General features: G+C 70.2%; 28 protein-coding genes. 16 read left to right on the plus strand and 12 right to left on the minus strand.

The features are described 5' to 3' along the window. Positions 1 to 72 precede the first annotated feature (72 nt). Both ACFWP7_RS35510 and ACFWP7_RS35515 read right to left on the minus strand, forming a co-directional pair. Positions 73 to 453 carry a hypothetical protein gene (locus ACFWP7_RS35510; protein ID WP_350248674.1) on the minus strand — a complete coding sequence of 127 codons (381 nt, stop codon included), beginning with the start codon at positions 451 to 453 and terminating at the stop codon, positions 73 to 75. Further along, complete coding sequence (locus ACFWP7_RS35515; RefSeq protein WP_350248673.1) at positions 450 to 653, minus strand: hypothetical protein; 204 nt, start codon at positions 651 to 653, stop codon at positions 450 to 452. Before ACFWP7_RS35515 ends, ACFWP7_RS35510 begins: the two co-directional genes overlap by 4 nt. 348 nt (positions 654 to 1,001) lie before the next feature. Between ACFWP7_RS35515 and ACFWP7_RS35520 the strand changes: the two genes are divergently transcribed. Both ACFWP7_RS35520 and ACFWP7_RS35525 read left to right on the plus strand, forming a co-directional pair. Beyond that, positions 1,002 to 1,613: a DUF262 domain-containing protein gene (locus ACFWP7_RS35520; protein ID WP_350248672.1), complete on the plus strand. Its 612-nt coding sequence runs from the start codon at positions 1,002 to 1,004 to the stop codon at positions 1,611 to 1,613. Between the two features lie 5 nt (positions 1,614 to 1,618). Beyond that, a complete protein-coding gene (locus tag ACFWP7_RS35525) occupies positions 1,619 to 2,155 on the plus strand; it encodes a DUF6248 family natural product biosynthesis protein (RefSeq protein WP_384390345.1) in 537 nt (178 codons plus the stop codon). 88 nt (positions 2,156 to 2,243) lie between these two features. On the opposite strand, the gene ACFWP7_RS35530 is transcribed toward ACFWP7_RS35525, so the two are convergent. Both ACFWP7_RS35530 and ACFWP7_RS35535 read right to left on the minus strand, forming a co-directional pair. After that, positions 2,244 to 2,879: a hypothetical protein gene (locus ACFWP7_RS35530; protein WP_384390347.1), complete on the minus strand. Its 636-nt coding sequence runs from the start codon at positions 2,877 to 2,879 to the stop codon at positions 2,244 to 2,246. A 123-nt stretch (positions 2,880 to 3,002) separates the two neighbouring features. Beyond that, positions 3,003 to 4,199 carry a protein-L-isoaspartate O-methyltransferase gene (locus tag ACFWP7_RS35535; protein ID WP_384390350.1) on the minus strand — a complete coding sequence of 399 codons (1,197 nt, stop codon included), beginning with the start codon at positions 4,197 to 4,199 and terminating at the stop codon, positions 3,003 to 3,005. A gap of 384 nt (positions 4,200 to 4,583) precedes the next feature. On the opposite strand from ACFWP7_RS35535, the gene ACFWP7_RS35540 reads away from it, so the two are divergent. Then, positions 4,584 to 5,240 carry a hypothetical protein gene (locus tag ACFWP7_RS35540; RefSeq protein ID WP_384390352.1) on the plus strand — a complete coding sequence of 219 codons (657 nt, stop codon included), beginning with the start codon at positions 4,584 to 4,586 and terminating at the stop codon, positions 5,238 to 5,240. Between the two features lie 44 nt (positions 5,241 to 5,284). On the opposite strand, the gene ACFWP7_RS35545 is transcribed toward ACFWP7_RS35540, so the two are convergent. Continuing rightward, positions 5,285 to 5,878: a hypothetical protein gene (locus tag ACFWP7_RS35545; RefSeq protein WP_384390355.1), complete on the minus strand. Its 594-nt coding sequence runs from the start codon at positions 5,876 to 5,878 to the stop codon at positions 5,285 to 5,287. 147 nt (positions 5,879 to 6,025) lie between these two features. On the opposite strand from ACFWP7_RS35545, the gene ACFWP7_RS35550 reads away from it, so the two are divergent. Further along, complete coding sequence (locus tag ACFWP7_RS35550; RefSeq protein WP_384390357.1) at positions 6,026 to 6,739, plus strand: WhiB family transcriptional regulator; 714 nt, start codon at positions 6,026 to 6,028, stop codon at positions 6,737 to 6,739. 100 nt (positions 6,740 to 6,839) lie between these two features. On the opposite strand, the gene ACFWP7_RS35555 is transcribed toward ACFWP7_RS35550, so the two are convergent. The 4 genes from ACFWP7_RS35555 to ACFWP7_RS35570 all read right to left on the minus strand — a co-directional run bounded on the left by ACFWP7_RS35555 (position 6,840) and on the right by ACFWP7_RS35570 (position 8,384). Beyond that, on the minus strand, positions 6,840 to 7,289 hold the full coding sequence (locus ACFWP7_RS35555; protein ID WP_384390360.1) for a hypothetical protein: 450 nt from the start codon (positions 7,287 to 7,289) through the stop codon (positions 6,840 to 6,842). Between the two features lie 37 nt (positions 7,290 to 7,326). Continuing rightward, positions 7,327 to 7,539 (minus strand): hypothetical protein, encoded by a 213-nt coding sequence (locus ACFWP7_RS35560; RefSeq protein ID WP_384390363.1) that lies wholly within the window; start codon positions 7,537 to 7,539, stop codon positions 7,327 to 7,329. 75 nt (positions 7,540 to 7,614) lie between these two features. Then, the gene (locus ACFWP7_RS35565; RefSeq protein WP_384390366.1) at positions 7,615 to 8,181 is read right to left on the minus strand and encodes a hypothetical protein; all 567 of its coding nucleotides are present in this window, start codon (positions 8,179 to 8,181) and stop codon (positions 7,615 to 7,617) included. A 35-nt stretch (positions 8,182 to 8,216) separates the two neighbouring features. Next, positions 8,217 to 8,384, minus strand: coding sequence for a hypothetical protein (locus tag ACFWP7_RS35570; protein ID WP_350248662.1), 168 nt, complete (start codon positions 8,382 to 8,384; stop codon positions 8,217 to 8,219). 218 nt (positions 8,385 to 8,602) lie between these two features. Here ACFWP7_RS35570 and ACFWP7_RS35575 point away from each other — a divergent pair, with 218 nt between their 5' ends. The 6 genes from ACFWP7_RS35575 to ACFWP7_RS35600 all read left to right on the plus strand — a co-directional run bounded on the left by ACFWP7_RS35575 (position 8,603) and on the right by ACFWP7_RS35600 (position 12,440). Next, the gene (locus ACFWP7_RS35575) at positions 8,603 to 9,364 is read left to right on the plus strand and encodes an RNA ligase family protein (RefSeq protein WP_384390368.1); all 762 of its coding nucleotides are present in this window, start codon (positions 8,603 to 8,605) and stop codon (positions 9,362 to 9,364) included. Positions 9,365 to 9,514: 150 nt separating this feature from the next. Next, on the plus strand, positions 9,515 to 9,904 hold the full coding sequence (locus ACFWP7_RS35580; RefSeq protein WP_384390371.1) for a hypothetical protein: 390 nt from the start codon (positions 9,515 to 9,517) through the stop codon (positions 9,902 to 9,904). A gap of 41 nt (positions 9,905 to 9,945) precedes the next feature. Further along, positions 9,946 to 10,560, plus strand: coding sequence for a hypothetical protein (locus ACFWP7_RS35585; RefSeq protein WP_384390374.1), 615 nt, complete (start codon positions 9,946 to 9,948; stop codon positions 10,558 to 10,560). 146 nt (positions 10,561 to 10,706) lie between these two features. Continuing rightward, complete coding sequence (locus ACFWP7_RS35590) at positions 10,707 to 11,522, plus strand: DNA methylase (RefSeq protein WP_384390376.1); 816 nt, start codon at positions 10,707 to 10,709, stop codon at positions 11,520 to 11,522. Next, positions 11,519 to 11,959, plus strand: a complete 441-nt coding sequence (locus ACFWP7_RS35595; protein WP_384390379.1) for a hypothetical protein — start codon at positions 11,519 to 11,521, stop codon at positions 11,957 to 11,959. The genes ACFWP7_RS35590 and ACFWP7_RS35595 overlap by 4 nt, the downstream gene beginning before the upstream one ends. 43 nt (positions 11,960 to 12,002) lie before the next feature. After that, positions 12,003 to 12,440 carry a hypothetical protein gene (locus ACFWP7_RS35600; protein ID WP_384390382.1) on the plus strand — a complete coding sequence of 146 codons (438 nt, stop codon included), beginning with the start codon at positions 12,003 to 12,005 and terminating at the stop codon, positions 12,438 to 12,440. Between the two features lie 117 nt (positions 12,441 to 12,557). Here ACFWP7_RS35600 and ACFWP7_RS35605 read toward each other — a convergent pair whose 3' ends face one another. From ACFWP7_RS35605 to ACFWP7_RS35615, 3 genes are read right to left on the minus strand one after another with little or no spacing between them, the layout of a single operon-like run. After that, a complete protein-coding gene (locus ACFWP7_RS35605) occupies positions 12,558 to 12,827 on the minus strand; it encodes a hypothetical protein (RefSeq protein ID WP_384390384.1) in 270 nt (89 codons plus the stop codon). Continuing rightward, positions 12,824 to 13,354 (minus strand): hypothetical protein, encoded by a 531-nt coding sequence (locus tag ACFWP7_RS35610; protein ID WP_384390387.1) that lies wholly within the window; start codon positions 13,352 to 13,354, stop codon positions 12,824 to 12,826. The genes ACFWP7_RS35605 and ACFWP7_RS35610 overlap by 4 nt, the downstream gene beginning before the upstream one ends. Before the next feature lie 50 nt (positions 13,355 to 13,404). Continuing rightward, positions 13,405 to 13,716, minus strand: coding sequence for a helix-turn-helix domain-containing protein (locus ACFWP7_RS35615; RefSeq protein ID WP_384390389.1), 312 nt, complete (start codon positions 13,714 to 13,716; stop codon positions 13,405 to 13,407). Positions 13,717 to 14,048: 332 nt separating this feature from the next. On the opposite strand from ACFWP7_RS35615, the gene ACFWP7_RS35620 reads away from it, so the two are divergent. The 6 genes from ACFWP7_RS35620 (at position 14,049) to ACFWP7_RS35645 (ending at position 18,989) form a co-directional block, all read left to right on the plus strand. Continuing rightward, positions 14,049 to 14,447 carry a hypothetical protein gene (locus ACFWP7_RS35620; protein WP_384390392.1) on the plus strand — a complete coding sequence of 133 codons (399 nt, stop codon included), beginning with the start codon at positions 14,049 to 14,051 and terminating at the stop codon, positions 14,445 to 14,447. Between the two features lie 47 nt (positions 14,448 to 14,494). Next, positions 14,495 to 15,463: an AAA family ATPase gene (locus ACFWP7_RS35625; protein ID WP_384390396.1), complete on the plus strand. Its 969-nt coding sequence runs from the start codon at positions 14,495 to 14,497 to the stop codon at positions 15,461 to 15,463. Further along, complete coding sequence (locus tag ACFWP7_RS35630; protein ID WP_384390399.1) at positions 15,460 to 17,253, plus strand: VWA domain-containing protein; 1,794 nt, start codon at positions 15,460 to 15,462, stop codon at positions 17,251 to 17,253. Before ACFWP7_RS35625 ends, ACFWP7_RS35630 begins: the two co-directional genes overlap by 4 nt. A gap of 88 nt (positions 17,254 to 17,341) precedes the next feature. Next, the gene (locus tag ACFWP7_RS35635; RefSeq protein WP_384390402.1) at positions 17,342 to 17,974 is read left to right on the plus strand and encodes a hypothetical protein; all 633 of its coding nucleotides are present in this window, start codon (positions 17,342 to 17,344) and stop codon (positions 17,972 to 17,974) included. Between the two features lie 326 nt (positions 17,975 to 18,300). After that, positions 18,301 to 18,609 carry a hypothetical protein gene (locus tag ACFWP7_RS35640; RefSeq protein ID WP_384390405.1) on the plus strand — a complete coding sequence of 103 codons (309 nt, stop codon included), beginning with the start codon at positions 18,301 to 18,303 and terminating at the stop codon, positions 18,607 to 18,609. A gap of 131 nt (positions 18,610 to 18,740) precedes the next feature. Then, positions 18,741 to 18,989 carry a hypothetical protein gene (locus tag ACFWP7_RS35645; RefSeq protein ID WP_384390408.1) on the plus strand — a complete coding sequence of 83 codons (249 nt, stop codon included), beginning with the start codon at positions 18,741 to 18,743 and terminating at the stop codon, positions 18,987 to 18,989. Positions 18,990 to 19,045 lie beyond the last annotated feature (56 nt).

Raw genomic sequence — 19,045 nt, forward strand, 5'->3', positions numbered from 1 at the left:
CGACGGAGTGCTGCCCCGCCGGAAGGGCCCAGGCCGCGCGGGCCTCCCCCTCCGGCACACGGAAGGCGGAAGTCAGGCCGTCCAGGACCGAAGGGAGCGTGCGACTCCGCGAAGGTCTTCTTCACCGGCGCGGACCGCTCCGGCGAGCGCCCAGAGGGCGTCCGGCTTGACCGTGACGGCGTGCCCGGACATCTGGAGATAGGCGTCGGCGGCCGCGTAGCCGACGACCAGGTTGTAGTCATCGAAGGGGCGCAGCACCAGGGCATGGTGCAGGAATGTGGCCGCCCGGGAGGCAGCATCCTCGTAGTACGGCTGCCCGGCGATCTGCTCGTACCGGTGCGCGCTCCCTGTCCAGTGGAGCGCCCCCCAGTCGGCGATGCCGATGTTCCGGGGGGCGGCCTCCTCCTGGATGTCGAGGAGCCATCCAGGGTCGACGTAGACGATCGGGCTCACCGCATGCCCTCGGGCGCGTCCTTCACGGCCTCCAGTGCTGTGGGCACGGCGGTGCGCGCAGCGCTGAGGAAGCGGGCCTTGTTGGCGGAGTCGACCAGCGTCCGCTTCGCCCAGGAGCGGGTGGACACGCCCAGGCGCTGAGCGTGCTCGTTCACCCTGGACAGCTCCTCTTCGCTGAGATCCACAGAGATTTTCGGCATACACCCACCGTACCGCGCGATGCCTCCACGGGTAGAGGCATTGGTGGAGGCATTCGGCTTTACTGCGCCGCACCTGCCAGATTCGGCGCCGGGAGCGCGTACTCCATCCCGGCAGGCCGAGCCTCGCCGCCGGCGACAACAGGGCGGGGCCGCTCGCACCCTCCGATGACCCTCATTATTTGACGTCTCCCCCCTCCTGTGGGTACATTGAATGCACCTCCTCGCGCCGCCTCGTGCCCATCTCATGTCGCCGAGTCCTCACGCGTTCCCCCGGCCAGCTGCGGGACATCCGTCTCGGGCCACCGCCAGAGGGCCATCGCCCTGCCTCACCATCCCGGAGAGCCGTACATGACACGCCAGACCGCCCACCCGCTCGAGCACCACAACCTGCGCACCTCGGATCGCTCGCCCCGCGAAATCGCGACGAGCTTCCGCCGCACCTTCGGACTCGACCTCGATCCGGACTACCAGCGCGGCGACGTGTGGACCGACGACCAGCGCGTCGCGCTCATCCGGTCGTGGCTGACGGGGACGCCGACCGGCGTGGTGATCCTGAACGACCGCACGACGCCTGAGTGGAAGGAAGCCAACGGCTACGACCCGACCGACCGCGGCGAGGCCATGTACGTGTGCATCGACGGCAAGCAGCGCATCACCACCGCCTACCTCTGGTACGACGATGAACTGGCCGTACCCGCAACCTGGTTCCCCCAGGACGACGTAACGGCCACCGAGGAGACCGACGACGGCCCGTATGTGCGCCTCTCGGGCCTGGCCAAGCCGGCCCGGCTGAAGTTCGCCAACCGCGCCCACCTGTCGGTCGCGATGGCCAAGGTCGCCACCGCAGCCGAGGAGGCTGAGATCTACCTCCTGGTCAACGGCGGCGGCACCCCGCAGAGCGAGGCCGACATGGACAACGCGACTCGCATCGCGGCGGCCTCGCCCCGGGCCGAGCGGTGACCGGCGTGCTGCGGCGGCCGCAGCGCATCCTCACCGCGGCCGAGCGCGAGGTCGTCCGCGGCGTACAGAGCCTCCCCTTCCACCGCATGCTCCACCTCGGCCTGGTCGACCCGGTGCCCAACCCGTCCCCGATGGGCGAAGACGAGGGCGCCTGGGTCCGCGCGAACGTCTGGCCCAAGCACCTCCGCCTGATCGACGACGGGTACGCCTTCGGGTTCTGGCGCTGGGCGATGTGCGAGCGGGGCACCTGCTGGAACTGTCTGAACGGACGGTGCGAGTGGTGCATGCACCGGCAGAAGGGCGGCCCCGACGTCTGCGACAACACCGAGACCGTGTTCAGCCACCGTGGCCGGAGGGCGGCCACCCTCATCCTGCGCCCCGGCGGCGAGCCGTGTGTGTGGTGGTGCCGGTGCCCCTGCGCGAAGGACGACGCCGAGCCCGCGGCCACGCCCTCGCCCGCCCTGACGCCGCCCCAGGCCACCTCAGCCGCGCCCGGATCCCCCGAAGCGCGCCGCGGCCAGGACCCGCTCCCCGGCCTGTAGACCCGGGCAGCGCGCCGGCTTCCGGCGCCGTTCCCCCACAACCGCTCGCCCGCCGCGCCCGCCGCACGCCGGCTGCCGGGCGCTGTTGTTACTTCTTGGCCTGCTCCGCGGCAGTGGCCGTGGGGCGCTCGCCGTCCTGTACCTGCTGCAGTCGCTTGAGCGTGGCGGCCAGAACATCCTGCGCGCCGGTGCTGTCGCCCCCCGTGCCTTCAACCTTCACCCTGATGTTGACGTTGCCCGACCGGCTGAAGGCGTACACGGTGTCCTTGCTCAGGCCGGGGTTGGTGACGAGCACGGACTCCTCCCCCACCTTCTTCTTCAGGCCCTGCTCCTTGCTCGACTCCTTGCCCCGCCACGCCGCGTAGGCGGCCTTGGAGTTCTCCGCCGAGTCGTACAGGCAGATCCCGACATCCATCATGTTGTCCGTGGAGCCGTTGTAGTCGAACCATGCGGAGCCGCCACGGACCCAGCCCTTCGGTGCGGTGCCACCCGAGGCCGTGCAGTACGTCGCCTCCGACGTCACCCTCTTGCCCTTGTAGGGCTCCCATCCCGAGATGACCTCTCCGGTGCCCGGAAGGGCCTGCGATATCTCGCCTTGGGCGAGCTGCTTGGTGATGGGCTTGTCCGACTCCTGGCCGGATTTGTCCGAGCTGTCCGACGAGCAGGAGGTGAGAGCGGCGATGCCCAGGAGGGCGACGAGGACTGCGGTACCTGTGCGTGACATGCTCACACACTAATCCGCGGCCTTCGTAGATCGAATGCGGATCGGCGATCTTCCGGCAGCTCGGCGAATCAGCCGCCACGCTACTGGGGCCGAACTTCTCGGAAGGCCCTGCGAGCCCCCGCCTCACCGTAGTCCTGAAGCCGAGTCGGGCCGGCCGGAGGGGAGCGGCGTCGCAGGACGGGTGTGCGCCGCGGAGTCGAGAGTCCCGGGGAGCGTGAACCGTGGGCTGTCGAGCCAGGCACGGCACGAGCCGCCGCGGTCAGCGCTCACGCCGAAGCGGTTCCGGCCGGGTCGCCCTTTCCCGTCCCACCAGGACCATGCCTCGCTCACCTCGTCCCACAGGTGCCGCGGGCCGGACTGCGCGACGCCGTCCGGCTTGTTCCATCCGTCCACGGCTACGGTGGCCCAGGAGCCGTCGGTGCACCAAAGGCGTAGCAGCCGGTCCCCATCGGCGGGCACGGGATCCCAGGTGACGCCGGGCACCTGCAGTCCGACCGCCCATCGAGAGGCGCCTGTGGCGAGCACCGTGCGCGGATCGAGTGCGGAGGCGGCCCGCTCAGGGTCGTCGGTGACGGCCTGTGCCCAGCTCGGCCGTTGCCCGCGCTCCCACATGAACATCGCGCCACCGTGGAATCGGCCTTCGGCAACCTGACCGTCTTCGCGGACGGTCAGGCGCAGGAGCCCGGTGTTGGAGAACAGGGTGCCGAACGGCATTACGAGCCGGCCGCCGGCCCGTACCTGTCCGATCCACGTCCCGGGGATTTCACGGACGGAGAAGCCGACATGTACCGCGTCGTACGGAGCTGCGTCCGGGTGCCCGAGCGTCGCATCCCCGTGCAGCGCGGTGACGGGCGGCTGACAGTCGATCACGCGTGCGCGGACCTGCGCGGCCAGTTCCGGGTCGGATTCCATCGTCACCACGAGGGTGCCGAAGCGAGCCAGGAGAGCGGCCGTCCAGCCGGTGCCGCTGCCCAGGTCCAGGACTCGCGCGCCGGGGGCGGGATCGAGCAGCGCGAGCATGCGGGCGACAGCCTCGGGAGCGGAGGAGGACGACGACGGTGTCGGTGCCCCGTCGAACGGCGACGGAGTGAGCTGGGTGACGACCTGGGCCTTCGAGCAGACCAGCGCTGCCCACGCCTCGGGCTCGGTATGCCGGGCCACGGTCCGATAGGCGCGCGGGGTGCCCGGCTCCGGCACGAAGACGTCGTCGGGCACGTAGCGGATCCGTGGAACGTCTTCAAATGCGCTCCGCCAGTGCTGCGACAGCTCTGTTGCCGTCGCGACGTCGTCGACCAGCTCCTTCCAGGTGCCGCCGGTCACCGCCTCTACTCCTCGTCCCCATCGTCGCTGGGGTCCTCGATCGGCATGCCGCCGAGGTCCTCTTGCTCCTCGTCGGTCAGTGCCCCGTCACTCGCGGCATCTTCGCGCGCCATCACAACTCCCTCGGTTCTACCCAACAGTTCTACTCCGGCGGCGTCGCGCGGTCAGGCGTTTCGTCCGCCGACCTCCGCCTCTGGCCGCAGGTCGGCGGGGTCGCCTCTGAAGTCGGATTGGGCGGAGGCCGCCGAGTGGGCGCCGGTGCCTGGCCTCTGTCCACAGGGACCTCGTTCGAGCATCGGTTCGCGGCGGTGAGGAGCCGCGTTCTGATGCACTCCGCGCCGCCTGGCGGTCAGCGGGGCGTCCCTAGATGAGCAGGAGGCCCTCGTGGGCAGGTTCAAGCAGAAGAAGCAGCGTCGCAGCCGGTTCGAGGTCGATGGACACCCGGTGGGCCGGTCGGCCTTGATGTCCCATATATCGGCGGTGGCGGACACTGTCGACGACCACGGGCGGGTGACGTTCTGGGATGACCCCGCGCTTCAACTCGGCCAGGTCGCCCGTGGCTTCGATCTCGAGTCCGGGACGGTGACGGTCGAACCGGGCGGGACCGAGCAGATGCCCGCGGCTCTGTTCGAGCCGGAGCGTGCGCTGATGATGCGGATGCCGGGCCAGCCTCCGCGGGAGCAGCAGGCGGAGGTCGCGGTGGAGTTGGGTCTGGGTCGGTTCGGTCGCGGGTTCGCCGCGCTGCGCTCCGCGCCGGGCTGGACGTTGCACCGGCTGGCGGATGAGCGGCTGGAGCTTCGCAGCCCTAATGGAGAGGCGTTCTCGCGGATCGCTGTCCCGCCCAATCCCGCCTGGATCTCCGCTGCCGTGTCCACCGGGTTCGTGCTGTGCCTGTACGGGATCCAGCTCGGGGTGCGTACGCCGCCGGGGATGGCGGCCGAGCGGTACACGGACCAGGAGCGGTTGGAGGAGTTCCGTCGGGGCCGGGGGCTGGGCTACACGGCCGCTGGCCTTGTTCCCTACGTGAACAACCGCGGGTGAGCCGTCTCGCCGCCCGTCGGCAGGCCGGACGGGCGGCGAGCGGTCTACGAGCTGGTCATGGAGAGTTCGCCGGCCCAGTGCGCGAGGGCCTCGAAGTCGTCCAGTGTGAGGCCGACCTCGGGGTCGACGTCGTAGAGCAGCGCGGGTCCGGGGTGATGGCGGCGGACGTAGTCGCGGTCCGCCTGGAGGATCTGGTCATCGACCCATGCGAAGGGGCGGCCTGCGGCGTACCGCACGACGTCGGCCGTCTTGAAATAGGTGCCGTCCGACGGGAATTGCTCGGGGCTGGTCCAGTTGATGACGGGCAGCGTGGGCAGCCCGATGACCGGGCTGACGTGCCGGTTCGCGTCGTCTTCCCAGGTCGTTGCCCAGGCGAGTTCGAAGGGAAGGTCGAGGAGCTCGGCCCCGTGTTCGGGGTGGAGGCGCACCTTCAGATCGGGGACGTCGTCCGCGTGGAGGTGGGGATGCTGAGCGATCCAGGTCTGGGGACGCATGTGGTGGAGGCGGTAGCCGGCCGGGCCGGGAAGCGGGGCCTCGAAGGGGTTGAGGACTCCGTCGATATCGAGGAGCAGAAGGGGGTGGGTCAAGGGCTCTCCAGGCTCGTGGGCGCGCTCCGGGGCAGCGCAGACTCGTCCCATTAATTTACCCTGGAAGGGTAATTCCATCAAGTTTTCAGGGTCACTCGTGTATCGTTGAGCACCCGCGCAGGCTCGGCGGCGACTCAGGGCCGGTAGGCAGGCCCTTGACGAGGCCACCAGTGCGGACGGTTCCTCTCTACGCCCCCCGTGAAGTTCACCCGCAGCACCAGGAGGTTGATCGACTTGCCACGCCCCGGAACTACGGCCGGGAGGCAGCCCGCCCCGCATCCTTACTGGGAGCAGAACGCTGCTTGCCGCGGGACGGACCCTGAGCTGTTCTATCCGGAGGGCCCGCTGAGTAACGCTCTCATCGAGCAGGCCGAGCGCGCCCGCTCGGTCTGCTCACCGTGTCCGGTACGTAAACAGTGCCTTGATGCTGCTCTGCTGGCCGAACGCAGGCTCGCGGCGTCGGAACGCTCGGGGATCCGCGGCGGCCTGGACGGGCGGGAGCGTTACGCGCTCGCCCGCGGCCGCCGGCTGCCGAAGCGGCCTCAGCCGATTCCCGACGATGGCCAGGAGCATGGTGTCCGCCGCACGTACAGGAAGGGGTGTCGGTGCTTCGCCTGCACGGCCGCGGAGACCGGGAAGAGGCCGGATCCCCGGCCTGCAGCGCCTTGTGCAAAGCCGGTCTCCGCTCGCGGCCGCTCGCCCCGGCGTGGAGAACTGGTCATGGGTGCCCCCGTCGGGCGCGCCGGTCAGAGCTCTCTCACCGAGGAGCGGCCCGAGTGCGGAACTCGCAGCGGGTACCGGTGGCACGTCAGCAGCGGCCAAGTTGCGTGCGAGGCGTGCACGGCTGCCGACCTTGCCGTGGGCTGGCTTCTCCGGGAGGGCGGGTGCGCCGCTTCCCTGGCGTCGTCCTAGGGCGGTCGCTCTGCCGACGCGGCTACGTCCAGGCGGTGGTGAAGCGGGGCGATCGCCCTCTCGAGCTCGCCTGCGGCTCTGTCGGCCAGACAGGCTCGGGTCAGGGCGAGCGGAGTGAGTTCAGGACCGAACTGGCCATCGGCACGGGCAGGTTCAGCCGCACGTCGGCGGTGTCCGTGCGGACGGCCAGGTGCTGACGGGTGTGGCGGGCGCGCTCCGTGTACTTCCCCGGAGTCGGCGTGCGGCCGAGGGAGGTCTCGACCGTGAAGGGGGCGAAGTAGACCTGTGCGGCGAGGCAGACGCGCCGCATGTCGTCATGCGGCAGGCCTGTCACCTCCAGGCGGACGTTCTCGCCGTCGATGTTGGCGGTGATGTCGGCCCCGGTCGGGATCGCCGACCGGAGGTGGCGGTAGGGCTCGGGCTTGTCGTGGTTGGGGCGCAGGGTGGGCAGGGCCGCGCACAGGAGGGCGGCGGTGCTGAGGTAGTAGCCGTCGCGGGCCACGTGCCAGGCGAGCTCGGCGGTTCCCATGGCTCCGGGGCCGTAGATCATCCATTGCCTCTCGTGGTCGTCGGGGGCTTGGCGGGGTTCAGATCTTCTCGACTTCGTCGCCGTCGTCGGTGAGCGTGAGCATCAGGCGCCGGTGAGCGTGTGGCGCGTCCCAGGTCACGCGGAGCTGGCGCAGCCCCGGGTGCGGATCCCAGGCGCGGACGGATCCGGTGGCGCCTGCGGGCAGGGGGTCGAAGTCGTCGGTGCACCGGAGTACGCGGATGCGGTCGCCTGCACTGAACTCGTGTTCCACGGTTGTTCCTTGATCGTCTGCAGGGTGGTCAGGACGGGGCTGCTTGTTGTCCGCCGGTGGGTGTGCCGGCTGCGCTCAGCGTCCTGAGTCGGACGGTGTGCGTGAGCGCGCCCAGGCATCTGCCAGTCGTCGGATGGTGGTCAGGGTGTTCTTCAGCGCGGCAGGTGAGATGCCGCCGGGGCCGACGCTCTCGAGCAGCACCTCCCGCAGGGCGTGATCGAACCTCTCGTCGGCCTGGCTGTGGGAGGGGCGCTGTGTGACGGTCCCCGGGTGCCGCCGGTGCTGCCTGTTGGGCCGGTTTGTGAGTGCTTCGCGCACCAGGGCGTCGGCCACGTTGAGTCCGTGCTGGGCGACGAGGCGGTCCCAGATGTTGGGGAACGGGGCCCCGACGCCCTGCTCGTCGTCGTCCATCAGCGCCCGGACCGTCTCGACTTCGGCTTCCAGGAGGGGCAGGTGAGGCACCGCCGAGCTGAACGGGGCGATCACAGCGGCTGCGGCGGCCTTCTCCGGGATGGTGGTGAGGCGAGTCAGCGAGGCGTGGATCGCACCGGCTGCCCCCGGGGTGGTGATGGGACCGATGCGGGTGATGCCTCCGTCTGCCCTCGTGACGATCACTGCGAGCGGTGCGGTGGAGGCAGTCATCACGTCCTCTGCGGTGTGGGTTGCGTCGGGAACGGTCATGCGGCGGCGGCCGAGTAGCGGATGGCGGCCTTCTTGGCCGCGTTCCGGTTGCGCTGCCGCTTCGGGCCACTGGCGTGAGCGCCGCTGGCTCCGGAGCGGCGCAGGTTCTGCGTGGCGATCGCGTGGGCGCGGTTGCGGGTGTAGTCGCTCAGACGGGGGTTCAACGTCGCTTCCTTCCTAGTCAGCACCTTGACTTCAACAACCCCTAATGTACCCTCTCCTTCGCCGTGCGTCAACTTAATAGGATCACCACGCAGCACCACACGTCCGATATTTGCGTGACCCTTTTAATTTGACTGTAACCCCCCGCTGGCGTACTTTAAGTCACGTGAGGCACTGCCTCGCCTGCCCATGCCGGGACACCCGGCCTTTGGAGGAATCTGTGATCAATCTCGATGCGCTCGATCTCAATGCCCTGAACTCGGCGACGAAGTACCCGTCGATCCCGACGTTCCACGAGATCGACCGCGGCACGTTGCTCGACAACGCGGTGGCCTTCAGTGGCGAAGTGGTGCTCACCGAGAAGGTGGACGGCACGAACGCGCGGGTCGCGGTCCTGCCGGACGGCGACTACGTGATCGGCAGCCGGGAGGACCTGCTCCACGCCCGCGGCGACCGTGTCATCAGCCCGAAGGACAGCATCGTGCCCGCCCTGCGCCCCCTGGCCGGCCGTCTGACACCTCCCGCGACGGGTATCCGTGTCTACTTCTTCGAGGTCTACGGCGCCAAGCTCACCAAGGCCAGCAAGCAGTACACCGGCAGCCAGGCGGTGGGCTTCCGCCTCTTCGACGTCGCCGTCGTGGACGCGTCAGTCCTGGAGCGGCCGCGCGCCGAGATCAGCTCATGGCGTGAGAACGGCGGCCAGCAGTTCCTCGCCGAGGGGGATCTCGCCCTCGCTGCCGCGGAGAACCAGATCGAGCTGACGCCGCGTCTGGGCAGCCTTGCGGCGGACCGGGTTCCGAGCGATCTCGCCGGAATGCAGGACTTCCTCGCCACCCGGCTGCCCAGCACGCGCGTCGCGCTGGACGGCGGCGCCGGTGGCCGTCCGGAAGGGCTCGTGCTGCGCACCGTAGACCGGTCCGTGATCGCCAAGGCCCGCGTCGAGGACTATGCCCGCACCATGCAGCGCCTCGCCGCTCGCTGACCACCGGTCCGGTCCGGGGCGCGGTCGCGCCCCGGCGCCGTACGCCCACTGCGTGCGGCTCCCTGTACCCATCGATGTGGTGCCCTGCCCACCTACTACCGCCTCGACAAACCCGAAATGAACAGCCCCCGATCACCGAACGAGGAAGCCGTGACCGAGACCGCTGCACCTGAGATCAAGGCCCGCAGGGGAGACCTGCTGATCGTGGAGCTGCGCCCGTCGTACACCACGTCGTCGTACAGCCGCGAGGAGCAGCCCCTGGCGTACCGGCTTATGGAGGTGACGAACCTCTTCCGGGACGGGCGGATCAAGATGGTGCGCGACGCCCGGTACGACGGCGCCGGATATGCCCAGAAGCTGGACGGGCTGCTGCACTCCACTGGCCGCCGCTGGCTGCTTCCGGTCGCCGGCTGGAACGTGCCGCTGGCACGGGCCCTCGCGGCGCAGCACGTGTATCCCAACAGCACTACGCCCCGCGACTTCCCGTCGCTGGAGGACGCGCGGCAGGCTCTGGCCCCGGCCCGTCACAGCGAGCCCTGATCCAGCTCGCCGCATCACGCCCGCGGAATCTGCAGCGGGCCGTGTCCGGGCCACTCCGTGCCGCGCGGTGCTGCGGACGCGGTCCGCTTCGGCCGCGCGACACCCGCGTTCCGCCGAAGGTTCGTTTCTCCCACTACCCCAACCGACTCAAGGAGTTTGCCCTGTCCGGTGATTCACAGCTGCAGGTCATCATCTACAGCGTCGACGACGCCGAGGTCGATGCGGTTCTGGCCGCCTTCCACGGCGCAGCGGTGGCGAGCGACTACGGCCTGGGTCGTGCACCCCGGCAGCTGGAGCTCGGTTTCGTGTACGGCGCCGGCGAGGTGGCAGCAGGCTCCGCCCGCATCCTGGCCGATGCCCTCATGAGCAACGCCCCTTCCGCTGCGTTCGTCGTCTGGCAGGACCCCGGCTATCCCGCCAACGGGGTCTACATCGCCCGCGTTCCGGGCGTCGGGGATCTTGAGACCGAGTGCGACGTGCACGGCACGCCAGTGATCTCCCTGCGCAAGGTCATCCCGTTCTTCACCACCTCCCGGCGTGTGGGCTGGACCCGGACCGAGGACAACGAGGCCGGCCAGATCCGGGAGGCGGCCGAAGTGCTCGACGTCCTGGCCGTGTTGGCAAGGTGTCTGCCGGCTGCCGCGAGGGCCGAGTGAGCGGGCCCCTCGCCGTGCTCCCCGCTCCGTCGGCGCGGTGGCGGCCCGGCCGCATGGGCCTGTCCTGCTGCAGCACGGGTACCTGCCGGCCCCCGAAACGTCTTCGCCTGCCGAAGCGGCCGTCATTCCGCGGGCGTCGACCTCGGGTGCTGGATCTGTTCTGCTGCGCGGGCGGCGCCGGGATGGGGTACTACCGGGCGGGGTTCGACGTCGTGGGCGTCGACATCAGCCCACGGCCCCACTATCCCTTCGAGTTTCATCAGGCCGATGCCCTGGAGTTCGCCCACGAGCACATCCAGGACTTCGACCTGGCCCACGCCTCGCCTCCGTGTCAGCACTCGTGCACGCTCACCAAGGGCACGAACAAGGGCCGCCAGTACGTCGACTTGATCCCGGCGACACGCGCCCTGCTCGCCTGGTACGGAGTGCCCTCTGTCATGGAGAACGTCCAGGGCTCCGAGCTGCGGCGGGACCTGGTCCTGTGCGGCGAGATGTTCGGGCTCGGCGTCTTGCGACACCGCATATTCGAGGTCGACTACTGGCGCGGAAACCGACGCCCGCACCAGCCCCACCGCGGCTACGTCCGCGGCCTGCGGCACGGCGTGTGGCGGGACGGACCGTACATCGCGGCCTACGGCAAGGGCGGCGGCAAGGGCACCGTCCGCGAGATGCAGCAGGCCATGGACATCCACTGGACCGACGTCCACGAGGAGCTCACCGAGGCGATCCCGCCCGCGTACACCGCGTACATCGGCAACGAGTTCCTCACCACGGGCGAGTGGGGCGCCATCGCCCGCGGGATCCCGGACACCGCCCCCATTCCGGACATCATGCGCCCGTATCTGCGGCTCAACTCCGCGGGCCGGCTCGTCTCGATCGGGAACCGCCCTCAGACTCCCGCCCCCACGCTGCAGCCCCTCCTCCCGCCGTTCGCTGTTCCCCGCATCAAGGAGGCGAGTTGACCACTCCCCCGCATCTCACCGAAGTCCCGCACCGGTTCCTGGACATCCCCGTCCCCGACGACATACGGAGTCAGTGGCACACCTGGGACGCCGCGGCCTGGCGCCGCAGCCGGCACATGGACACCAACAACCTCTTCCCGCCCGACCAGCGCTACACGGTCCGCGCGCCCGCCGCGATGTGCCCGCACCACCGGATGTCGTGGCTGGGCTACCGGAACATGAACTTCGACCCGGTCAGCGGGAACCGGTGGCCCGGACACCCCGGCTCCCCGTTCATACCCGTCGGCCGGAACCTGGCCAGGGTCGCCGAGGAGCGCCGGTGCGAGTGGGACGAGAAGGCGTCCGCCCAGATGCGCCTGATCGAGGAGATATGCCTGTCCGGCCGCTCCCCGCAGTGCGACCGGCCGAGCCCGGCGGGCGACAGTTCGCCGGTGTGAGCCGAGAGCCATCTGCGGCCTTCGGGACTCATGGTGCTGGTCCGTGGGGACGGCCGGCGCGCAGGTGACGGAGATCGGCTGGCGTCGTTCTCTGATCATGATGGAGACGACGGCCGGGAATCCGGTGGCCCAGCTCAGCGCGTACCTGCAGAACCTGGTCCGAGATGATCCAGCGCGGGCACTGCCCGCGGTGGGCGAGGTTGTGATGGCGCTTCACGCGGTGGCGCTGGCCTCGGTCAACGTGGCGCCATCCCCGGACTTCTTCGACGTGGGCAAGAACCTCGCGCGCATCGACGACGCGGGCACCGAGATCATGTTGGCCACGGGGGACCTCCTCCGTCCCGCGTGCCAGGAACAGAGCGCCGTCAAGCTCTCCCGGATGGAGGCGCTGATCGCCACCCTGCCCGCACCTCGCACGCAACAGGGCTGGCGGCAGCCGTCGACCGGCCGCCGGCTCCTGCCCTCGGGCGGCGGCGCGTAACGGGGACGAGCCGGCTCCGTCGGTCATCTCCGCCGGCCTTTGGGGCGCTCCGCAAGGTCGCGGGGCGCGCACTGGGACCTTGGCGGGCGGCTGAGCGAGCCGCCGGTGTCCGGCTGCTCAGACAGCGTCGGCCGGGATGAGGCCGAAGTCGAGGGCCCGCTGCGACTCCCGCAGCGTCCGCTCCGCAGTACGGCGCGCCTCGGTCAGGACGTCGCCGAGCTCCTCGACGAGGCTGGTGTAGATCGGTGCGTCGCCGGCAGGGGTGCTGCTGGTCTGCGGTGTGGTCACGGTGTTGTTCTCCCCCGGGGCGTGGACAGCAGGTGCCGAGTGTACGGCGACGGTGAGGTCGGCCTCCGGCCTTGTGTAGCTGCCGGTGTGCGGCGTCACGCGGGCACGGGCCGCCCGTGGCCGCCGCGCGGGTCGGGGGCGGGCTCCAGGTCGTCGCCCCCTCGCCCGTCATGGCGGCAGAACGGGCACCAGGGCTCGAACCGGTTGTGCGTGCGCATCACCAGGGTGCTGCATGCACACGCCGCCAGGGCCAGGCTCAGGGCGGTGCGAGGCACTTCGGGCGGGAGCTGTGCGCCGACGGCGAGGTAGAGCGGCTCGCATCCAGCCACGGTCAGAAGAAGGGTGAGGATTCCGGTTGCCTGGGTCCGGCGGCCGGTGCCGTAGGCACTGTGGAAGAGGGCCAACTGCCGGTGCGTGCGGGGCTTGTTCTGGGCCTCGTCGGCTGCGTCAAGGGGCATTTCCTTGATGCATTCGTCGCACAGTGGGCCCTTTCGGTGCCGGACTCGAAGCACGATGCCTGTGGCCATCACCGCGATCGCGACGCCTACGACCGCTGCGCCGATGACGCTCCCGGCGGGCACGAGCCATGAGGCAGCGATCACGCCGATGACGGCTGAGACGTACACGGCATCGCCATAGTGCCGGTGCCTGAACTCCCTCAATCGCCGTCTGAAAATCACGAGTTCACACCTTCCTCGGCAACCTCAGTTGAGTCGGCTGGCGCCCCGGCGGTCCGCGTACGCGGCTGCAGCGTGACAACCAGGTCGGCGTCGAGAGCGTCGGCCACCCGAAGGAGGAGATCCAGCTTGGGCAAGGCGCCCGCTCCTTCGAGCCGAGACACGTGCGGCTGTCTCATGCCGGCCCGTTCGGCGAGCTCCCGCTGTGACCATCCCACCGCGGCACGCCGGTCGTGCACGGCTTGCGCAATGGCGTAGAGCAGCTCTCGCAGCGCGAGTTCATGGGCGGCCCGCCCATCGTTCCCCGTCATACCACCGACGGTATAGATACCATTGGCGGTATGTCAAAGTAGCACCCGCCCGCTTGCCCTTCCGAAGCCGCCGTCAAGTAGCGTGCGACGCCGCGGAGTCGGGCAACAGGGGGCACCCCGAGCCCGCCCAAACGCCTGATGCGCAAACGCCCGGCCTAACGGCAGCGAGCGACAGAAGAAGCGTCGGGCGTGACCCTATTAGCTTGATCCATGGCGGGGGTTCGCGTAAGATGGAGCATGTCGGCGGGTGCTTCCACCTCTACCGTCGGTCATTGTGCCGCGCACCCTCAGACACCCAGTGACCCAAATAATTTTACTCATGGGGGTACTACTTGGCTTCCAGTGACAGCGTCGTCAGCTTCGGCTGGGAACTGCACTTCGAGGACGGGCACAGCGATAAGTTCTACCGCTTCATCGTCGTCACCGGAGACGAGCCGATCGTGCTCGGACTCCACGGCTCCCGCGGCGGCAACGGCCAGCTCGGCCTGGTCCACACGCAGATCACCGTCGCCGAGGCGCTGAGCGCCGCGGTGAAGCGGTCACGCGACAAGGAGAAGAAGGGCTACGCGCCGAGCCGGGACTTCACCGTCTTCGACCTGCCCGCAGGCCTCGCCGATCCCGGCTCCGCCCGCAGCAACGCCCACCGGATCGCCCAGCACTTCGGCAAGCACGCCCGCGAGACGGGCACGGAACTCGGAAACGCTTCACGCATCCCGGGCTCGGACCGCTAGCCCGAGCCCGCATCCGCACCCCACGCCCCTTCCACCCCAGGAGTCCCTTGCCCACCTTCACGGATCAGATGAACCAGCGCGGCCGCGCGGTATTGGCGGACCTCGAGCGCGAGCGCACCCAGCAGAGCGCGCCCGTCCCGCCCCCGCCCGCTCTGTCGTCTGCCCTCGCACCGGTAGGTCCGCAGATCCGCCCGAATGGCCATCCGTACCAGCCCCGCATGGTCGGCCCCCTGGAAGACCTCGCGTTCCTTCGTGACGCCCGCAGCCACCACGAGCACGTACTGCTCGTCGGACCGCCTGGCACCGGCAAGACCGCCCTGAGCGAGGCCGCGTTCGTCCAGGACGCCGTCGACGGCCTGCACACCGGTCTGGAGACGATCGTCGGCACCGCCGACACCGATGTGCCGGACTTCGTTGGCACCTTCGTCCAGGACCCGGACACGAAGCTCTACGAGTGGGTTCCGGGCCCGCTCATCCGCAGCATCGAGAACGACGTCCCGCTCCTGATCGACGAGATCGCCCTGATCGACCCCCGGGCTCTGACCGTGCTGTACCCGCTCATGGACGGCCGCGGCGAGCTGCACGTCACGATGAACCCGAAGCTGCCCCCTCTCAAGGTCGGCCCCAACTGGTTCGTCATCGGCGCCTGCAACCCCGACGTTCCCGGGGCGAACCTGAGTGACGCACTGCGCAGCCGGTTCCACCACCACGTCGAAGTCGCCACCGACTGGGACCTGGCCGCCGACCTCGGCGTGCCGGTGGACCTGATCACCGTGGCCAAGAACCTGGAGAGCCGCAAGGCCCAGGAGACGTACGAGGGCTGGATCCCGCAGCTGCGTGACGCGCTGGCCTTCGCCGAGGCGACCGGACGCTACGGACAGGGATTTGCCGTCTCCGGTCTGCTGCGCAAGTGCCCCTCGCAGGACCGCGATGAGTTCGCTGCGGCCATGGCGGAGAAGTTCGGTGAGACCCCGGCGCTGTCGCTGGGCACCCGGGTGCCTGCGGGGCGCCGGTGACGGCCGCCGTGGCAGGCGCGGAACCCGCTCCGCTGGAGGATGTCGACGCGGACCTGCTGGATGCCCGGGGCGCGCTCGCCCGGCGTCTGGGCTCGATCATCAACACCCTTGCCGACCGTGACGACGTGCTGCTCGCCATGGTGTGGGACGGCGCTTCCACGGCGGACGCGGCCTGGTTCGACCCGGCGCTGATCAAGGTCACGGTCAATGGGGCGATCGCGCTGAAGGACGGCGTTCACCCGGACCAGATCGACCCGCTCAGCGTCTCGGGCCGGCTGCGGCATCCGGTGATCGTCGGCATGTCCGCGCACGAGGCCGGGCACGCCCGCAGCACCCGCTGGGAGAACTGGCCCGAGTCGGCGGGACGTGCGGTGATCCGCGCGGCCGTCCTGCTCGAAGAGCCCCGGATCGAGGCGCGTCACCTCCAGGAGCGCCCGGCGGACCGCGTCTTCCTGCGCGCCTGCGCGAGCACCATCGTGCTGCCCGCGCAGGCCGCCGCTTCACCGACGTACGACCGGTGGCGGGCCGCGGCCGGTGCCGCTCTCATCCTGGGCCGGGCGGACGCCGGTGTCCTCACCGAGACCGAGGTCCAGCCGGTGCGCTCAGCGGCTGAGTCCGTCCTCGGTTCCGGTGATCTCTCCCGGCTTCGGGCCCTGTGGCAGGAGGTCCTGGCCCTCGCCGACGGTGACCAGACTGGGCTGCTGGATGTCGCCCGCCGCTGGGTGGAGGTCGTCGGCGCTGATCCCGACGACGACCTGCCCGGCATCGGGTGCGCTGCGGGCGAGCCCCACGAGTCCTCGCATGGCGAGGCGGACGGGGATCCGCTCGGCGCGGCCGTGGCCAGTGTCACCGTCGCAGCCTCGGTTCATGCACAGATCTCCACGGGGGCGATGCCCGACCCCGAGCAGCAGCGTCGTCTCCAGGAGGCGGCTGCCCGGCGGCAGAAGGAACGCCGTGCCGAGGACGCCGCACAGCAGGCAGCACGGCAGGCGGCTCAGCGCGTGTTCTCGGCCGCCCCCGCTCCGTCTTCACGCCGCTCACGGCCGCGGAACCCGGTCCGTGGCCACCGTGCACCCACGCCGGTGGAGCGGGCGGCCGCCCGGCGCCTGGGTGCCGCGCTCGCCAGGGCGCGGTTCCGCGACCCCGCCCGGGTCCGCGTCGCCTCCACGCTCCCGCCGGGCCGTCTGTCCGGCCGCGAGGCGATGCTCGGTGCGGCGCAGAGCGCCCTGGGCGTGCCGGTCACCGCCCGGCCGTTTCGCACCGTGAAGCGCAAGCGCACGGACGACCCGCCGGTCGCGGTCGGCGTGGCCGTCGACGTCTCCGGCTCGATGAGCGCCTATACCTCGATCGTCGCTTCGGCGGCCTGGATGTTCGCGCACGGAACACGTGAGGTCGCGGGAAAGGCTGCGACGGTGGCCTTCGGCACGGCCGTCACCCCGATCGTCTCCCCTGGCCAGCCGCCGTCCCAGGTCACCGAGTTCCATGCGAACGACGGCAATCACCGCTTCACCGAAGCCGCCAGCGCCCTCGACGGCGCGCTGGGGCTCTCCCGCCAGGCCGGTGCCCGCGTCCTGGTCATCGTGTCCGACGGCCACTGGGAGCCGGAGGAGCGCATCGGCGGCGAACGGCTCGTACGACGCCTGGCCAAGGCGGGCGTCCACGTCCTGTGGTTCTGTCTCGACCCCGGCTCCAACGTCCTGCCCGGCGCCCGCCGCCTGGACGTTGCCCAGGTCGCCGACATTCCGGCCGCCTTGAGCGCCGCGCTGGTCTCCGCGCTTCGTCACGCCTGACCCATCCCCTGCGGGCGGGTCCCCCACAGACCCGCCCGCCTCTCCCGGGCGCCGACGAAAAGCGGCGCCCTCACACCGAGGAGCCTGCGTGCCCATCACCACCCTTCGGGAAGCCAGGCAGGCCGCGAAGGCTCTGTCCGAGGGCGGCCCGATCGCCGCCTTCGCCGCCGGTCGCGGCGCTCCGGGATGCTTCGCCCGTCTGCGCCTGGCACTGTCCGGCATGCGTCGGGAAAGCCTGGCCACCGCAGCGGCCCTGCACATGACGGACGGCCCCGATGACCCCTACATGGAGCGGGGGAAGCTGGAGATGGCCGAGATCACCTCCGCCATCAGTGGCCTGCTGGCCTGGACCGAGCAGCAGCTCTGCGATGTCGAGAAGTGCGACTGCCGCGCCGACCGTCTGCTGCGCCAGCTCCTCGAGGAAGCTCACGTCCCCGAGCAGACCGGCCACTCCGCCTCGTTGGGACGCAACAACTGCGTCATCGCCGGCGACTTCGAGCCCGAGCCCGACGAACGGACCGCGTACGTCCTCATCGAGCACCGCAACCACATCGAGCACGCCGTCCGGGTGCATCACGGATGGCGCGCCCGCCTCGTCACGGCCGCCGGCGTCACCACGCTGTACGCATCACTGGGCTACCCGCAGACCCCGGTCGCCGAATACCGCGACGACACCCACGCCTGCGTCCGCGCGGTCGTAGGCGCACTGCACCACGACTGACGACCGAATCCCCGCCGAGATCCTGACAACTCGAAGGCCGCCGCGGCCGAGAGCCTCCTCGATCAGATCCACGCGCGCCTGCGCGCCAGCGAGTCCGACGCCGCGTAGCCGCAGCGCGGGCACCCGGCCTGGAGCCGAAGGCCTTGGGTGCCCGTTCGCCTGCCTGTCGGCGGTGTCCGGCATGGCGCCCTCGCGCCATGCAGGAACGTTCGAGAGCGGGCCAATCTCGTGATCGTGCGGCGGAGGACTCTGTCCACAGGGCTTGGCGTGCAGGGTCGCATCGGAGGCGAAGCAGAGTGCCGCCCCGCTGTTGAAGGAGACCGCCCGTGGTGATCGCTGTCCTCGACGTATTGCTGACCGTTCTGTTGCCGCTGGTGATGGGCGCAGCGATCACCTACACCAACCCGAGCGGCGCCTTGTTCCTGCGTGCGTCGGCGGAAAGCCCCCTCGTGCGGCGTGAGTTGCACCCGCTCCGTGTGCTGCCTCTGCTGCTGCCCGTGGTGTGGCAGCCGATAGCAGGCACGTATCTGCTCGTGGAGCGGCTTTTCGGGGTGTTTGTAGTTGGCGCCATCGGGATGGCTCTGGGCCGCATCATCTGCGCGGTGCTCACCCGTCTGCTGCGGAGCGAGAGTTGACCGCCACAAGCGCCCAGCGCCATGCGGCGGAGTCGACTGCCGACCGTGGCGATCCCCCGGCCGGCCGGACGGATGAGTCGGATCGTTCTGCGGCTGCGGCCGGCCGCCGGGATCGGCCGGGGCGGGCCTTGATGGTCATCTGGGGCGGCCTGGTTGCCGCCTTGCTCGTGTGCGTCGCGGTCCAGCGGGTTGCCCCGCATCTGGTCGCCGCGACCGCCAACGGCACGCTGCCCGTCCTCCTCGCACCGGTCTTGGCGCTGCTCCTCGTGCTGGGCCAGTTGGTCGGCCTGGCCGGGGTGTGCTTCTACGGCTGGCACGCGCTGTTCACCACGCCGGTCTGCATCGCCGTCGCGATCCGCCACCGGCGCGAGCCCCGGTGACCCCTGGGCCTCGACGCCCGGTACGTGAGAAGGCCCTTGGGGCGGCACGCGAATCG

Origin of the sequence: Streptomyces sp. NPDC058470 (genome assembly GCF_042721055.1) — a bacterium.
GTDB lineage: Bacteria > Actinomycetota > Actinomycetes > Streptomycetales > Streptomycetaceae > Streptomyces.

Coding starts and splice junctions, on each gene's coding strand:
- ACFWP7_RS35530 (WP_384390347.1), bottom strand. CDS start 2,879: ATGTCACGCACAGGTACCGCAGTCCTCGTCGCCCTCCTGGGCATCGCC.
- ACFWP7_RS35520 (WP_350248672.1), top strand. CDS start 1,002: ATGACACGCCAGACCGCCCACCCGCTCGAGCACCACAACCTGCGCACC.
- ACFWP7_RS35565 (WP_384390366.1), bottom strand. CDS start 8,181: ATGACTGCCTCCACCGCACCGCTCGCAGTGATCGTCACGAGGGCAGAC.
- ACFWP7_RS35555 (WP_384390360.1), bottom strand. CDS start 7,289: ATGATCTACGGCCCCGGAGCCATGGGAACCGCCGAGCTCGCCTGGCAC.
- ACFWP7_RS35645 (WP_384390408.1), top strand. CDS start 18,741: ATGGTCATCTGGGGCGGCCTGGTTGCCGCCTTGCTCGTGTGCGTCGCG.
- ACFWP7_RS35515 (WP_350248673.1), bottom strand. CDS start 653: ATGCCGAAAATCTCTGTGGATCTCAGCGAAGAGGAGCTGTCCAGGGTG.
- ACFWP7_RS35545 (WP_384390355.1), bottom strand. CDS start 5,878: ATGGGACGAGTCTGCGCTGCCCCGGAGCGCGCCCACGAGCCTGGAGAG.
- ACFWP7_RS35615 (WP_384390389.1), bottom strand. CDS start 13,716: ATGACGGGGAACGATGGGCGGGCCGCCCATGAACTCGCGCTGCGAGAG.